This window comes from Amycolatopsis sp. NPDC104587 (assembly GCF_055583645.1).
Genome location: NZ_JBVJNO010000003.1, coordinates 733,647 through 748,912, shown reverse-complemented (window position 1 = coordinate 748,912; position 15,266 = coordinate 733,647). Strand labels below are relative to the sequence as shown.

At 72.5% G+C, this 15,266-nt stretch carries 9 protein-coding genes; 8 read left to right on the top strand and 1 reads right to left on the bottom strand.

What is annotated here, in order from left to right:
- Positions 1–3: 3 nt before the first annotated feature.
- The 8 genes from ACZ61C_RS11610 to rimO all read left to right on the top strand — a co-directional run bounded on the left by ACZ61C_RS11610 (position 4) and on the right by rimO (position 14,257).
- Complete coding sequence (locus ACZ61C_RS11610) at positions 4–2,988, top strand: non-ribosomal peptide synthetase (protein WP_465305519.1); 2,985 nt, start codon at positions 4–6, stop codon at positions 2,986–2,988.
- The gene (locus ACZ61C_RS11605) at positions 2,985–8,393 is read left to right on the top strand and encodes a non-ribosomal peptide synthetase/MFS transporter (RefSeq protein ID WP_465305517.1); all 5,409 of its coding nucleotides are present in this window, start codon (positions 2,985–2,987) and stop codon (positions 8,391–8,393) included. The genes ACZ61C_RS11610 and ACZ61C_RS11605 overlap by 4 nt, the downstream gene beginning before the upstream one ends.
- Complete coding sequence (locus tag ACZ61C_RS11600) at positions 8,390–9,643, top strand: ATP-grasp domain-containing protein (RefSeq protein ID WP_465305515.1); 1,254 nt, start codon at positions 8,390–8,392, stop codon at positions 9,641–9,643. The genes ACZ61C_RS11605 and ACZ61C_RS11600 overlap by 4 nt, the downstream gene beginning before the upstream one ends.
- A complete protein-coding gene (locus ACZ61C_RS11595; RefSeq protein ID WP_465305513.1) occupies positions 9,640–10,902 on the top strand; it encodes an ATP-grasp domain-containing protein in 1,263 nt (420 codons plus the stop codon). The genes ACZ61C_RS11600 and ACZ61C_RS11595 overlap by 4 nt, the downstream gene beginning before the upstream one ends.
- The gene (locus tag ACZ61C_RS11590) at positions 10,899–11,837 is read left to right on the top strand and encodes a TauD/TfdA family dioxygenase (RefSeq protein WP_465305511.1); all 939 of its coding nucleotides are present in this window, start codon (positions 10,899–10,901) and stop codon (positions 11,835–11,837) included. The genes ACZ61C_RS11595 and ACZ61C_RS11590 overlap by 4 nt, the downstream gene beginning before the upstream one ends.
- Positions 11,834–12,454, top strand: a complete 621-nt coding sequence (locus ACZ61C_RS11585; protein WP_465305509.1) for an NAD(P)H-dependent oxidoreductase — start codon at positions 11,834–11,836, stop codon at positions 12,452–12,454. Before ACZ61C_RS11590 ends, ACZ61C_RS11585 begins: the two co-directional genes overlap by 4 nt.
- A 95-nt stretch (positions 12,455–12,549) precedes the next feature.
- The gene (locus ACZ61C_RS11580; RefSeq protein ID WP_465305507.1) at positions 12,550–12,867 is read left to right on the top strand and encodes a hypothetical protein; all 318 of its coding nucleotides are present in this window, start codon (positions 12,550–12,552) and stop codon (positions 12,865–12,867) included.
- Positions 12,868–12,871: 4 nt separating this feature from the next.
- Positions 12,872–14,257, top strand: a complete 1,386-nt coding sequence (gene rimO, locus ACZ61C_RS11575; RefSeq protein ID WP_465305505.1) for a 30S ribosomal protein S12 methylthiotransferase RimO — start codon at positions 12,872–12,874, stop codon at positions 14,255–14,257.
- On the opposite strand, the gene bla is transcribed toward rimO, so the two are convergent.
- Positions 14,248–15,162, bottom strand: a complete 915-nt coding sequence (bla, locus tag ACZ61C_RS11570) for a class A beta-lactamase (RefSeq protein ID WP_465305503.1) — start codon at positions 15,160–15,162, stop codon at positions 14,248–14,250. The genes rimO and bla overlap by 10 nt on opposite strands.
- Between the last annotated feature and the right edge of the window lie 104 nt (positions 15,163–15,266).

Below are 15,266 nucleotides of genomic sequence, written 5' to 3'. Positions count from 1 at the left end.
ACCATGACCGAGAAGAAGGAATGGACGTTCCCCGCCTCGTTCGGGCAGGAGCGGATCTGGCTGTCGAACCAGCTCGACCCGGCGTCCCCGGTGTACAACCTGCCCTGCCAGGTGCGGCAGGACCTGCCGCTCACCGAAGGGCAGTGGCGGGCCGCGATCGGCGTGGTCGTCGGGCGCCACGAGGCGCTGCGCACGGCGTTCCGGATGGACGGCGGTGAGCTGGTCCAGATCGTGCGCGCCGCTGTGCCGATCGAGCCGGAGGTGCACGACCTGCGGACGGTCCCGGACGCGGGGCGGCGGGCCGCGGAGCTCGCCGAGGAGGTCGCCCGGCGCCCGATCCCGCTCGACGGCGCGCCGCCGTGGCGGGCCCAGCTGTGCCGCCTCGCCGACGCCGGCTGGGTCCTCACTTTTGTGGTGCACCACGCGGTGTTCGACGCCGGCTCGGTGCTGGTCCTGGCCAGTGAGCTGAACGAAGCCTGCAACGCCGCCGTCGAAGGACGGCTGCCGAAGCTGCCCGAGCTCGCCATCCAGTACGCCGACTACTCGGCCTGGCAGCGCGGTCAGCTGCCCCTTCTGCGCACCCAGCTGGACTACTGGCGCGAGCGGCTGGCCGGGCTCCCGCCGGTGCACAGCCTGCCGACCGACCGGCCGCGGCCCGCCGAATTCGGTTTTGCCGGCGACCAGGTCGACTTCACCCTGCCCGACGGGCTGCTCGACCGGGTCGGCGAGGTCGGCCGCGGGCTCTCGGCGTCGCCGTTCATGGTGCTGCTGGCCGGGTACGTCGCACTGCTGGCCCGACTGTCCGGTTCGGACGACGTGGTGGTCGGGGTGCCGGTCGCCGGGCGGGACCTGCCCGAGCTGGCGCCGCTGATCGGGATGTTCGTCAACCAGCTCGCCGTCCGGGTGGACTGCGCGGGTGAGCCCGCGTTCGCCGAGCTGGTCGGCCGGGTCCGCACCGCGGTGCTGGACGCCATCGAGCACGGGCGGGTGCCGTTCCAGCTGGTCGCCGAGGAGGTGCGCCCGGAGCGGGACGGCGGTGTGCAGGCGCTCTACCAGCTCGGGTTCAACTTCATCCCCGACTCGGGCATCGAGCCGGTCCGGTACTCGACGGCCAAGGACGACGTCGCGATCGACCTGACTGCGACCGGCGGGCGGCTGCTCTACCGGACGGACCTGTTCGACCGCGCCACCGCGGAGTCCATGGTGGACCGGTTCCTCCGGTTGCTGACCGCCGCCGTCGACGACCCCGCCGTGGCCGTGGCGGACCTGCCGCTGCTGTCGGACGCCGAGCGGGTCCAGGTCCTCGAAGAGTGGAGTGGCACGTCCACTGAGGACGCTCCGCTGGTCGTCGCCCGATTCGAAGAACAGGTGACACGGACGCCGGACGCCGTCGCGGTCGACCTGGGCGGGGTGCGGCTCAGCTACGCCGAGCTGAACACCCGCGCCAACCGCGTCGCGCACCGGCTCGGCCGCGGCGGGGTGGTCGGGGTGTGCGCGCCGAACTCGGCCGACCTGGTCGTGGGCATCGTGGGGACGCTCAAGAGCGGCGCCACCTACGTCCCGCTCGACCCGGCCAACCCGGGCAAGCGGCAGGCGCTGATCCTGGCTGACGCGGGCGCCCGCGTGGTGCTCACCAGCGGTGTCACGCTCGACGAGGAGACACTGGACCTGGGTGATCCGGCGGTGTGGGCCGAGTCGTCTCCGGAGAACCCGCCCCAGCCCGGTCCGGACGACATCGCCTACGTGATCTACACGTCCGGCTCGACCGGACGGCCGAAGGGTGTCCGGATCGGACACCGCGCGCTCGCCACCTACCTGGGCTGGGCGTGCGAGGCGTACCCGAGCCTGGCGGGACGTGCGCTGCTGCACACGTCGGCGTCGTTCGACCTGACCGTGACGACCCTGCTGGGCCCGCTCGTCGCGGGTGGTTCCCTGGTGGACAGCGGTCGGCCCGACTTCGTCAAGGCCACCCCGACCCATCTGGCCGTGCTTCCCGAAGAGTCCTACCCGACCGGTGACCTGGTGCTCGGCGGTGAAGCGCTCTTCGGCGAGGCCGTGCGGCCGTTCTCCGGGAGCACCGTCACCAACGAGTACGGCCCGACCGAGGCGACCGTCGGCTGTGTCACCCACCGGCTGTCCGGTCCGGTCGACGGGCCGGTGCCGATCGGCCGTCCGGTGCCCGGCACTCGCGTCTACGTTCTCGACGACCGGCTCCGGCCGGTCCCGCCCGGTGTCGCGGGCCAGCTGCACCTCGGCGGGCCGCAGCTCGCCCACGGTTACCTCGGCCTGACCGAGCTGACCGCCGAACGCTTCCCCGAAGGCCCGTTCGGCCGGCTGTACCGCACCGGCGACCTCGCCCGCTGGCGTCGTGACGGCACCCTCGAGTACCTCGGCCGCACCGACGAGCAGGTCAAGCTGCGCGGTTACCGGATCGAGCCGGGCGAGGTCGAAGCCGCGTTGCGCGACCTTCCGGACATCCGCGACGCGGCAGTGGCCGTCCGCGAAGGCACCCTGGTCGGGTACGTCGTCGGGAACGCCGACGGCGCGGCCGAAGCGCTGCGGACGACGTTGCCGGACTACCTGGTGCCCACGGTCTTCCTCACTCTGGACGCCCTGCCGGTGGCGGCGAGCGGGAAGCTCGACCGGGCCGCGCTGCCCGATCCGGGGCTGGGCGGCGAGACGGAGTACGTCGCGCCGGGCACGGCGGCCGAAGAGCTGGTCGCCGAGGTGCTCGGTGAGCTCCTCGGGGTCGAGAAGCTCGGTGTGCACGACGACTTCTTCGCCCACGGCGGCAACTCGCTGCTGGCGATCCGCGCGATGGCCCGGATCCGCAAGCAGGTCGGGGTCGACCTCCCGGTGCGTGGCCTCTTCTCGTTCACCACCGTGGCGGGGCTCGCGGCCGAGGTCGAACGGCGGCTGGCCGAGGACCTCGACCAGCTCAGCGACGAAGAGGTCCGGGCCCAGCTGGCCGAAGGCGGGCAGGCGTGACGACGATCGACGAGACCAGCAGCGCGGCCGCGCGCCGCGCCCTGCTGGAACGGCGGCTGCGCCGGCGGGCCGAACCGGCCGCGACCATCACCCGGCGCCCGGACGGCGACCCCGTCCCGCTGTCCTACCAGCAGGAACGCGTCTGGTTCATGGAGCAGTTCGCGCCCGGGACGACGTCCTACACCATCCCGGTGCCGATCCGCCTCACCGGCCGGCTGGACGTCGACCGGTTGCGAGCCGCGCTGGACGCCCTGCCGGCGCGGCACGAGGCGCTGCGGACGCGGTTCCCGGCGGGCGAGGACGGTCGGCCGTCGGTCCACCTGGAACCGACCGCCGCGGTGCCGTTGTCCATTGTGGACGTGGCGGGGGAAGCGGAAGCCCGGGCCGCGGTGGACTCCGCGGTGGCCGAGCCGTTCGACCTGGCCGCCGGGCCGCTGCTGCGGGCCACCCTGGCCCGGATCTCCGGCACCGAGCACCTCCTCGTCGTCTGCACGCACCACATCGTCGGGGACGGCTGGTCGGTCGACCTGCTGCTGCGCGACCTCGCCGCGCACTACCACGGCACCGCGGCCGGGCTGCCCGAGCTGACCATCGGCTACGGCGACTTCGCGCATTGGCAGCGCCGGACGCTGACCGGCGCCGAGCTGGACCGGCAGCTGGACCACTGGCAGGAGACCCTGCGCGGAGCCGAGCCGCTGGAACTGCCCACCGACCGGCCGCGGCCGGCGACCCAGACGTTCGACGGCGCGATCCACGAGTTCTTCGTCGAGCGGGACCTCGCCCGCGCGCTCGGTGAGCTGAGCCGCGTGCACGGCGTCACGTTGTTCATGACCCTGCTCGCCGCCTACCAGGTGCTGCTGTCCCGGTACTCCGGGCAGGAGGACTTCGCGATCGGGTCGTCGTCGGCCGGGCGCGGGCTGCCCGAGCTGGAAGGCGTGGTCGGCATGTTCATCAACATGCTGCCGTTGCGCGCCCAGCTCGACGGCGACCCCGCGTTCACCGAGCTGCTCGCGCGGACCCGGCGGCACGTGCTCGACGCGTTCGACCACGCCGACGTCCCGTTCGAACGGCTGGTCAACGCCTTGGGCGTGCCGCGGGACGTCAGCCGCTCGCCGGTGTTCCAGGCCATGTTAGCGCTGCAGAACTACGAGATGGGCCGGATGGACGCGGCGGGGGAGTCCGAAGTGGACTTCCGCTGGCTGCCGATGGACCTGCCCTCGACCCGGTTCGACTTCGAGTTCCACGCCATCGAGATCGAGTCGGGGCTGATCGGCAAGTTCGTCCACAACACCGCGCTCTTCGGCGCGGAAACCGTCGCCGGGATGGCCGACCGCCTGGTCACGCTGCTGCGGTCGATCGTCGCCGACCCGGCCCGGCCGGTGTCCGAACTGGACCTGCTCGGCGACGCACACCGCGACCTGGTGCTGAACCAGTGGAACACCACGGCGGGCGAGATCCCGCCGGGCACGCTGCACGCGCTCGTCGAAGCCCAGGTCGCCCGCACGCCGGACGCGCCCGCGCTGACGTTCCGCGGCGAGTCGTTGTCCTACCGCGACCTGGACGAGCGGGCCAACGGGCTGGCGCACCACCTGCGTGAGCTGGGGGTCGGGCCGGGCATCTTGGTGGGTGTCTTCGCGAACCGCTCCTTCGAGCTGGTCGTCGGCTTGCTCGGGGTGTTGAAGGCGGGCGGCGCGTACGTGCCGCTCGACCCCGAGTACCCGGCGGACCGGCTCGCGTTCATGCTCGACGACGCGGCCGCGCCGGTGGTCCTGACCCAGGCCGCCCTCCGCGACACCCTCCCGCCCGGGGAAGCGACCGTCGTGGTGCTCGACGGCTTGACCGGCCCGGTCACACCCCCGGAACCCCTGGCGGGCGCGGACGATCCCGCGTACGTCATCTACACCTCCGGCTCGACCGGGCGGCCGAAGGGAGTGCCGAACGGGCACCGCGGCATCGTCAACCGCCTGGACTGGATGCAGGACGCGTACGGCCTCGATGCGTCGGACTCGGTGCTGCAGAAGACCCCGGCGAGCTTCGACGTCTCGGTGTGGGAGTTCTTCTGGCCGCTCGGCACCGGCGCGCGGCTGGTGCTCGCCGAGCCGGGCGGACACAAGGACGCGGCGTACCTGCGCGAGCTGCTGGTCGCCGAGGGCATCACCACCGCCCACTTCGTGCCGTCGATGCTCAGCCTGTTCCTGGCCGAACCCGGCGTCGACCGGGTGCCGGCGTTGCGGCGGGTCGTGTGCAGCGGTGAGGAGCTGCCGCTCGGCACGGCTCGCGAGTTCACCGCACGGCTGCCGCACTGCGAACTCCACAACCTCTACGGCCCGACCGAAGCCGCGATCGACGTCACCGCCTGGCACTGCACACCGGAAGCGCTCGCCGAAGTCGCGTCCGTGCCGATCGGGGCGCCGATCCGCAACACCCGGATCTACGTCCTCGACCGGCGTGGCCGGCCGTGTCCGGTCGGTGTGCCGGGCGAACTGCACATCGCGGGTGCCGGCCTGGCGCTGGGTTACCACCACCGGCCCGAGCTGACGGCCGAGAAGTTCGTCCCGGACCCGTTCCACGGTGGACGGATGTACCGCACGGGCGACCTCGCCCGCTGGCGGCCGGACGGCACCCTGGCCTTCCTCGGCCGCATCGACAGCCAGGTCAAGCTCCGCGGCCTGCGCATCGAGCTGGGCGAGATCGAAACGGCGTTGCGTGGGCAAGATGGCGTCCGCGACGCCGTGGTGCTCGTCCGCGAGGACACCCCGGGGGACAAGCGGCTCGTCGGGTACGTCGTCGGCGACGCGGACGCCGGGGCGCTGCGGGCAGCGTTGAAGCAGACCCTGCCGGACTACATGGTGCCGCCGTCGTTCGTGAGTCTCGACGAGCTGCCGCTGACCCCGAACGGCAAGCTCGACCGCAAGGCGCTGCCCGCGCCGGTCGCGAGCCGGGACACGAGCACGGAGCTCGTCGCGCCTTCGACGCCTGTGGAGATCCTCCTCGCGGACATCTGGCGGCACGTTCTCAAGGTGGACGAGCTGGGCGTCGGAGACGACTTCTTCGACCTCGGCGGCCACTCGATGCTCGCGACCCAGGTCGTCGCGCGGATCGCGAAGGCCGGGCACCAGGCGGGCGTGATGGACCTGTTCCAGCACCGCACGATCCGCGAGCTGGCGACGTTCCTGGAAGGGGACCGCGACGACTCCGGGCATCTGCTCTACGAGCTGACCAAGCCGGTGGCGAAGCCGACGCTGACCTACGTCTGCTTCCCGTACGGCGGCGGCAGCGCGATCGTCTACCAGCCCCTCGCGGACGCGCTGCCCGGCGGATTCTCGCTGTTCTCGGTGGCCATCCCCGGCCACGACGTCGGCCTGAGCGAGGAAGCCGTCCCGTTCGACGTGCTGGTCGAGCGGCTCGCGGACGAGGTCCTCGAGCGGATCGACGGCCCCTTGGCCATCTACGGCCACTGCGGGGTCGGCAACGCGCTCGCCGTCGGGGTCGCCCGCCGGCTCGAAGAGCGCGGACGCCGGCTGGAAGTCGTCCACATCGGCGCGATCTTCCCGTTCGCGCGGATCAAGGGCGCGGTCGGCACCCTGCGCACGCGGCTGGAGAAGCTGCGCAGCAACCGGTACTACGCGGACTGGCTCAAGGGCATGGGCGTCGACACCGAGGAGCTCGACCCGGACCAGGCCGACCGCATCATCAGCACCATGCGCGCCGACAGCCGCGCCGCCGAGGAGTACTTCAGCGGCCTGCTCGACGCCCGCGTCGCCAAGCTGCGCGCGCCGATCGTCTCGGTCGTCGGCTCGGAGGACCCGGTCACCGACTACTACGCCGAGCGCTACCGCGAGTGGGAGTTCCTCACCGACCGCACCGTGCTCGTGGTGCTGGACCAGGCCGGGCACTTCTTCCTCCGCTACCGCGCGGACGAGCTGGCCGAGATCCTCACCCGCGTCCACCCCGCCCTGGACAACCCCGGCGAGCTGCACGTCTCGGCGAGGGGCGAGGACGCGGGCTGGGCGGTCCACGACACGCACCGGTCCACAGTGGACGAGAAGCTCACGGTGAAACCGAGCATGGCCCGGTTCGTCACCGTCACGGTCGGGCAGCTGGTCTCCTCGACCGGCTCGGCGCTGACGTCGTTCGCCGTGCCGATCTGGCTCTACACGAAGACCGGCTCGGTCACCGACCTCGGTCTGCTGTGGGCGCTGGCCCTGCTGTGCGGGGTGCTGGTCCTGCCGGTGGCGGGCGCGCTCGTCGACCGCGGCGACCGCCGGAAGATCATGATCGCGGCCAGCGCGATCGCCGGCGTCATCCAGCTCGCGCTGGCGTTGCTGCTGACCGCGGGCAACCTGCAGCTGTGGTTCCTGTACGTGCTGATCCCGCTCGGCTCGGTCGCGGGGTCGCTGCAGCGGATCGCCTACCAGTCGTCGGTCGCGCAGCTCGTCCCGAAGCAGTACCTCGGCCACGCGATGGGCCTCGCCCAGCTGTCCAACGGCTTCGCGCAGCTGCTCATGCCGGTGATCGCGGCCGGGCTGCTGGCCACGATCCAGCTGTCGGGCATCCTGGTCCTCGACATGGCGAGCTACGTCTTCGCCATCGTCAGCCTGCTGTTCGTCCGGTTCCCCGACCTGCTCGGCTGGCGTCCGCGCGAGCCGCTGCTGACGGCGATCGCGGCTGGGCTGAAGTACTCGTGGAACCACCGCGGCTTCCGCACGATGCTGCTGTACTTCGCGCTGGCCAACGTCTTCCTCGCGCCCGCGCTGGTGCTCGTCTCGCCGCTGGTGCTCTCGTTCGGCACGGTCACCGACGTCGCGCAGGTGGCCCTGGCCGAGGCGCTCGGCGCGGTGGCCGGCGGGGTCGGCATGGCGTTGTGGGGCGGCCCGCGGCACCGGCGGATGGCCGGGGTGCTCGTCGGGAACGTCGGCATCGCCGTCGGCAGCCTGGTGATGGGCCTGCGGCCGTCGCTCGTCGTGGTCGCGGCGGGCGTGTTCCTGCTGGCCGCGGCGATGGCCGTGTCGCAGGGCATCTACGCGACGCTCGTGCAGGTCAAGGTGCCCCAGCGGTTCCACGGGCGGGTGTTCGCGATCAACCAGACGATCACCTGGTCGACCCTGCCGATCGGGTTCGCGGTGCTGGCGCCCCTGGCCGTCGGCTGGTTCTCCCCGCTGCTCGCGCCCGGTGGCGCCCTCGAAGGCTCGGTCGGCGCGGTGCTCGGGACCGGCGAAGGCCGCGGCGTCGGGCTCGCCTACGTCGTCTACGCACTGGTTCTGCTGCTCATCAACGTCAGCGGGTTCGCGGTGAAGCTGCTGCGCCGCTTCGACACCGAGGTGCCCGACTCGCTGCCGGACGACCTGGTCGGCGCGCAGGAGCGGGAGCGCAAGCTCGCCGTCGCCGGGAAGGAGGCCGCGTGAGTGCCGTGGTGCTGATCAGGGAGGCGCGCGGGCACTGGGTCGGCGAGGTCGCCGCCGCGGTGCACGCGGCCGGTCACCGCGCGGTGCTGCTCGCGCCCCCGGTGGACGCGGCCGAACGCGCGTCGCTGGCCACGGTCGTGGACGACGTCGTGGCGATCGACGACGTCTACGAGCCCGAGGCCGTCGCCGCGACGATCCGCGCGGCCGTCGGCGCTCCGGTGGCTGTGCTGACCGGCTCCGACGGGGCGATCGTGAGCACCGCCCGGGTCGCCGAGCTGCTCGGGGTCGCCCGATGCCCGGCTTCGGTGTTCGCCCTGTGCGCGAACAAGTTCGCCGTCCGGGAAGCCCTCGGCGGGACCGGGCCCGCGTTCGCGGTGATCTCCTCGGCCGCCGAGGCCGCGGACGTCGCGGAGCGGGTCGGCCTCCCGGCGATCGTCAAGCCGGTGAACGGCGCCGGGAGCAACCTCGTCCGGACCGTGTCCACTGTGGACGAGCTGGCGGCCGCCTACGAGGTGCTGGCCGCGCGGCTGCCCGAGTCCCCGGACCCGCGCTACCGCCGTCCGCTCGGCTCGCTCGACCCGGCGAAGACCTTCCTCGTCGAAGGGTTCTTGAACGGCCCGGAGTACGCGGTCGACGTGCTGGTCCGGGACGGCGTCGCCGAGCCGGTGGAGCTGCTCGACAAGCCGTTGGTCGACGAGCGCAAGTTCGAGCTGGTGCTGTCCTGCCCGCCGGCGGGACTCACCGGCGAGCGCGCCGCGCTGATCACCGAAGCCGCGTCCGCCGCGGTCCTCGCGCTGGGGCTGGACAACACCGTCGCCCACGTCGAGGTGATCGACGACGCCGAGCGCGGCCCGACGATCGTCGAGGTCAACGCCGGTCGCCCGGCGGGCTCGATCATGCCGCTGCTGGCAAAGTTGCGCACCGGCATCGACGTCTTCGCCGAGCTCACGGCGCTGGCCCTCGACGCGCCCCCGCCCGCGCGGGAACCGGCGAAGCTGCCGATCCCGTTGGGGATGCTGATCCTCTACGCGTCCGGCTCGGGCACGCTGACCGGCATCGGCGGGCTCGACGAGCTCGCCGCGCTGCCGGAGGTGATCGACGTCGTCACCACGGTGTCACCGGGACAGGTGCTCACCGACGACCAGGAGACGTACGCGGTGAACCTCGTCGTCGCCGGGTTCACCGACCACGACGACCTCGCGGCCCTTCACGCGGAGGCGAACAAGCTCGTCCGCCTGGAGGTCTCGTGAAGACCGCCTTCGTCGTCCGCGAGACACGCGGGCACTGGATCGGCGACGTCGTGGCGGCCGTGCGCCGCGAGGGCTTCCGGGCCGAACTGGTCACCGAACCCCTCGACGACGCCGAGCGGGCGGAGCTGGCGGCGCTCGTGGACGGGTTCGTCGTGGTCGGCGACGTCCGGGACGCCGGCGCGGTCGCCGACGCGCTCCGCGACCGGGAGCCCGCCGCGGTGCTCACTGCCGCCGAAGGGATCATCGCGAGCACCGCCCGCGTCGCCGAGCTGCTCGGCGTCGCCCGCTGCCCGGCGGCCGTGTTCACGCTGGCGCACAACAAGTTCGCCGTCCGTCAGGCGCTCGCCGAAGCGGGACTGCCGGGCCCTCGGTGCGCGTTGTTCGCCGACCCGGCCGACGCAGCGAAGATCGCCGCCCAAGTGGGGTTGCCGGCGATCGTCAAGCCGGTCAACGGCGCCGCGAGCACACTCGTCCGCACGGTGTCCACAGTGGATGAACTGGCCGCGGCGTATGAACTCCTGGCCACCCGGCTGCCGCAGTCCGAGGACGCGCGTTACCACCGGTTGCTGCCCGGAGCGCTCGACCCGTTGCGCGTGTTCCTGGTCGAGGGGTTCCTCGACGGCCCGGAGTACGCCGTGGACGTCCTGGTCCGCCACGGCGTCGCCGAGCCCGTCACCGTGGTCGGCAAACCGCTGGTCGACGACCGGAAGTTCGAGCTCGCCATGGTCTGCCCGCCGTTCGGGCTGGGGCCCGGGCGGGCCGTGCCGATCGAGCGCGCCGCGACCGGCGCGGTGCTCGCGCTGGGGCTGGACAACACGGTCGCGCACGTCGAGGTGATCGACGACGCGACCCGCGGCCCGGTGGTCGTCGAAGTGAACGCCGGGCGGTGCGCCGGGGGAGCGCAGCCCGCGCTGCTGAAGCTCGCCACCGGCATCGACGTCACGGCCGAAGCCGTCTCGCTCGCGCTCGGCACCCCGCCGCCCGCGCGCGGCGCCGGCCTGCCCGTTCCCGTCGGCTACCTGGTCGTCTACGCCGAGGGCGCCGGGCGCCTGGTGCGCGTCGAGGGCGCGGACCAGGTCGCCGGCCTGCCCGAGGTCCTCGAAGTCGTCACCATCGTCTCGCCCGGCCAGGTGCTCACCGACGACCAGGAGATCTACGCGGTCAACGTCCTCGTCGCGGGCTTCGCCGACGCCGACGACCTGGCCGCGTTGCACACCGAGGCCACCAAGCTGGTCCGATTCGAACTGGAGGAGTCATGACCGCCGATCTCACGGCGCCGCTGGAGCAGCGGGAAGGCAATGCCCACACCCGGATCGCCGTCCACCACGCCACCGACCTCGCGTCGGTCGAGGCCCACCTGCCGCGGCTGCAAGCGCACCTGCGTGACCACGGCGCGCTCCTGCTGCGCGGGCTGCCCACCGACCTGGACCTGTTCAACCAGGTCACCGAGACGATCGGCGGGGCGCTGCTGACCTACACCGAGCGGTCGACCCCGCGCTCGGCGGTGGCCGGCAACATCTACACCTCGACGGAGTACCCGCCGGCCGAGTCGATCCCGATGCACAACGAGAACTCCTACTCGGCGAGCTGGCCCGCGCGGCTGTTCTTCCTGTGCGACACCGCGGCGGAGACCGGTGGGGCCACGCCGATCGCGGACAGCCGGGCGATGTACCGGCTGCTGCCGGAGGACTTGCGGGAGCGGTTCGCGGGCGGCGTCACCTACACCCGCGCGTTCCGCGAAGGGCTCGGCCTGACCTGGCAGGAGGCTTTCCAGACCGAGGATCGCGCGGTCGTCGAAGATTACTGCGCCCGCAACGGCCAGACCTTCGAGTGGACCGAAGACGGGCTGCGCACGCGGCACGTCCGGCCGTCGTTCACCACCGAGCCGCACACCGGCGAGCCCGTGTGGTTCAACCAGGCCAACCTCTTCCACGTCTCGAGCCTCGGCGAAGAGGTCAGCGAGGCGCTGCTGGAGCTGTACCCGGAAGCGGATCTGCCGCGCAACGCCTACTTCGCCGACGGCAGCCCGATCCCCGTCTCGGACCTGGAGAAGATCCGTGAGGTCTACGACGAGGTGAGCTACGCGTTCCCGTGGCAGGCTGGGGACATCATGGTGATCAACAACATGCTGATGGCGCACGGGCGCGAACCGTTCACCGGCCGGCGGCGCATCCTCGTGGCGATGACCGGATGACCGCTCCCGTGGTGGTCCTGCTCGCCCACCCCCGGCCGGGGAGCTTCAACCACGCGCTCGCCGAGCGGGTCGTCGACACGCTCACCCGCGCCGGCGTGCCCGTGCGGTTCCACGACCTGTACGCCGAAGGCTTCGACCCGGTGCTGACCGCGGAAGAGGCCTACACCAGCGGCACCGGTGCGGAAGAGTTCCTCGCCGCCGAACCGGACCCGCTGGTCCGGCGGCACCGCGAGGAGCTGCGGGACGCGGGCGGGCTCGTCGCGGTCCACCCGAACTGGTGGGGCAAACCGCCGGCCATCCTGAGCGGCTGGCTCGACCGGATCCTCGTCCCCGGTGTCGCCTACCGGCTCGACGACGCGGGCGGCGCGCCCGAGTCGTTGCTGAGCCTGCGCCGGCTGCTGGTCGTCAACACCTCCGACACGACCGAGGAGCGCGAGCGGACCCTGTTCGGCGACCCGCTCGACGCGATCTGGCGGCGCTGCCTGGCGCCCTACCTCGGTGAGCCGGAGGTGACACGGCTCGTGCTGCGGGTGGTGGCCGACGCCGGGAAGCCGGAGCGTGCCGGGTGGCTTGACGACGTCGAAACGGCGGTGACGCGCCTGTTCGGTGGTCACTGACCGGTTCCGGCCACTTCCGGTGAAGTCCTTGAGCGGGTTTCGCGCGGCGTGCGATTCTCGGGCCGACCCGCCACCGGACTCGTCGAGGGGGAACCGTGAATGATCTCGAGCGGATGGCCGAAGAACGCCGTGGCCGTCAGGGCGCCGCGCCGGAAGCACCGGCCGGGCAGCAGTGGGGCACCTGCGTCAGCGTCCGGGAAACCGGGGACCGGCGGCGCCGGGTGGCCCGGGTGCTGCTGGCGAGCGGGTTCGTGATCACCGCCTACCTGCCGATGGGTGTCGTCACGCCCGCGGTCGACTCGCCGGTGCTGGTCCAGACCAAGGCGATCGGGGACGGGCCCAAGGGTGACTCCGTCGTGGTGTCGGCCATCGGCGACGAGCCGCCGGGCCACGGCGACGTCGTCGCCCACTGACGGCGTGCGCACCGTCTCCCTGGTCACCTTGGGCTGCGCGCGCAACGAGGTCGACTCGGACGAGCTGGCCGCGCGCCTGGACGACTCGGGGTGGCAGCTCGCCGAACCCGGCGCCGCGGCCGACGTCGTCGTGGTGAACACCTGCGGCTTCATCGAAGCGGCGAAGAAGGAGTCCATCGACGCCGTCCTCGCCGCCTCCGGCACGGGCGCGAAGGTCGTCGCGGTCGGCTGCATGGCCGAGCGTTACGGCCGCGAGCTCGCCGACGCGGTGCCGGAAGCCGACGCCGTGCTGTCGTTCGACGACTACCCGGAGATCGGCGAGCGCATCGGCGACGTCCTGCAGGGGCGGACCCGCGCCGCGCACACCCCGCGCGACCGGCGGACACTGCTGCCGATCACCCCGGTCGAGCGGCCCGCCGCCGTCGTCGCCCACGTCCCGGGGCACACGACCGAGCGGACCGGCCCGGCGAGCGGACCGCCGGTGCTGCGCCACCGGCTCGGCGGCGGCCCGATCGCGTCGCTCAAGCTGGCGTCGGGCTGCGACCGGCGATGCACGTTCTGCGCGATCCCGAGCTTCCGCGGCGCCTTCGTCTCCCGCACCCCGGCCGAAATTCTCGCCGAAGCCGAATGGCTGGCCGGCCACGGCGTGCGGGAACTGTTGCTGGTGAGCGAGAACTCGACGTCGTACGGCAAGGACCTCGGCGACCTGCAGGCGCTGGAGAAACTGCTGCCGAGGCTCGCCGGGTTCGTCGACCGCGTCCGGCTGAGCTACCTGCAGCCGGCGGAGCTGCGCCCGAGCCTCGTCGAAGCGATCGCCGGGACCCCCGGGGTCGTGCCCTACTTCGACCTGTCGTTCCAGCACGCGAGCGGCCCGGTGCTGCGCCGGATGCGCCGGTTCGGCGACCGGGAACGGTTCCTGCAGCTGCTCGACCGGATCCGGGAGATCACGCCGGACGCCGGGGTGCGCTCCAACTTCATCGCCGGCTTCCCGGGCGAGACCGACGCGGAGTTCGGCGAGCTGAAGCTGTTCCTGGCCGCGGCCCGCTTGGACGCCATCGGCGTCTTCGGCTACTCGGACGAAGACGGGACGGAAGCCGTGGACCTGCCGGACAAAGTGCCGCCCGCGGTGCTCGCCGAGCGGGTCGAGGAACTCTCGATCCTCGCCGACGACGTGAGCAGCCGCCGCGCGGAAGAGCGGGTCGGGTCGGTTGTCGAGGTGGTCGTCGGGACGGCCGGCCAGGGCTGGGCGGCGCACCAGGCGCCGGAGATCGACGGGCACGTGAAGTTCCCCGGCGCCGCGCCCGAACCGGGTTCGCTGGTCCGGGCCGAGGTCACCGGCGCGTTCGGCATCGACCTCGAAGCGCGCGTTCTTCCGCTGCCTCAGCGGTAGCTGTCGAGGACGAGCTTCGAGGCTCCGGCGAGCAGCCGGTCGTCGGCCTTGGCGTCGGCGGCCTTCTTGTCGGTCATGATCACCAGCACGATCGGCGCGCGCCCGGGCGGCCAGACGACACCGATGTCGTTGCGGGTCGCGTACTCGCCGGTGCCGGTCTTGTCGGCGACGGCCCAGCCCGCGGGCGCGCCCGCGCGGATCAGCGCCGCGCCGGTCGTGTTGGCGCGCATCATGTCCGTCAGGATGGTCCGCTTCTCCGGCGGCAGCGCGGTGCCGAGGGTGAACGCGCGCAGGCTGCCGGCCATCGCGCGCGGCGTGCTGGTGTCCCGGACGTCGCCGGGAGCGAGGTCGTTGAGCCCGGGCTCGATCCGGTCGACGTGCGTGGTCGTGTCGCCGATCCCGCGCAGCGCGGCGGCGAGCCCGGCCGGCCCGCCGAGCTCGCGGAACAGCAGGTTCGCGGCGGTGTTGTCGCTGTAGCGCAGGGCCGCGTCGATCGCGTCGCGCAGGGAGATGCCGGTGCCGACGTGCTTCTCGGTGACCGGCGAGTTCGCCTGCAGGTCCGCCCGCGTGTACTTGAGCACCTTCGCGAGGTCCGGGACGCTCGTGCGCTGGAGCACGGCCGCCGAGGAGAACGCCTTGTGCGTCGAGGCGTACCCGAAGCGCTCGTCGGCGCGGTGCGTGATCTCGCGGCCGGAGCCGGTGTCGACGGCGTACACCCCGAGGCGGGCGTCGAATTCGCGTTCGAGCGGGGCGAAGTCCGGTTGCGGCACAGCGACGGTGGACGACAACGCCGGTGGCGGTGGTGTCTGTGTTGCTGTCGCCGCCGGGGCCTCCGCGGAGCAGGCGGTGAGCGGGACGAGGACCAGCGCGGCGAGCGCGGCCCGCCGGACGTGGGGGAACGGCACGGTGCTTCCTTCCGGTCTTGATCGACACCCGTAGTCTCACCGGATCCGGTCATGCTGTCGAAGACGGAAACAGGTGGTTTGATGCCAAAATCGCATAGAGTGAG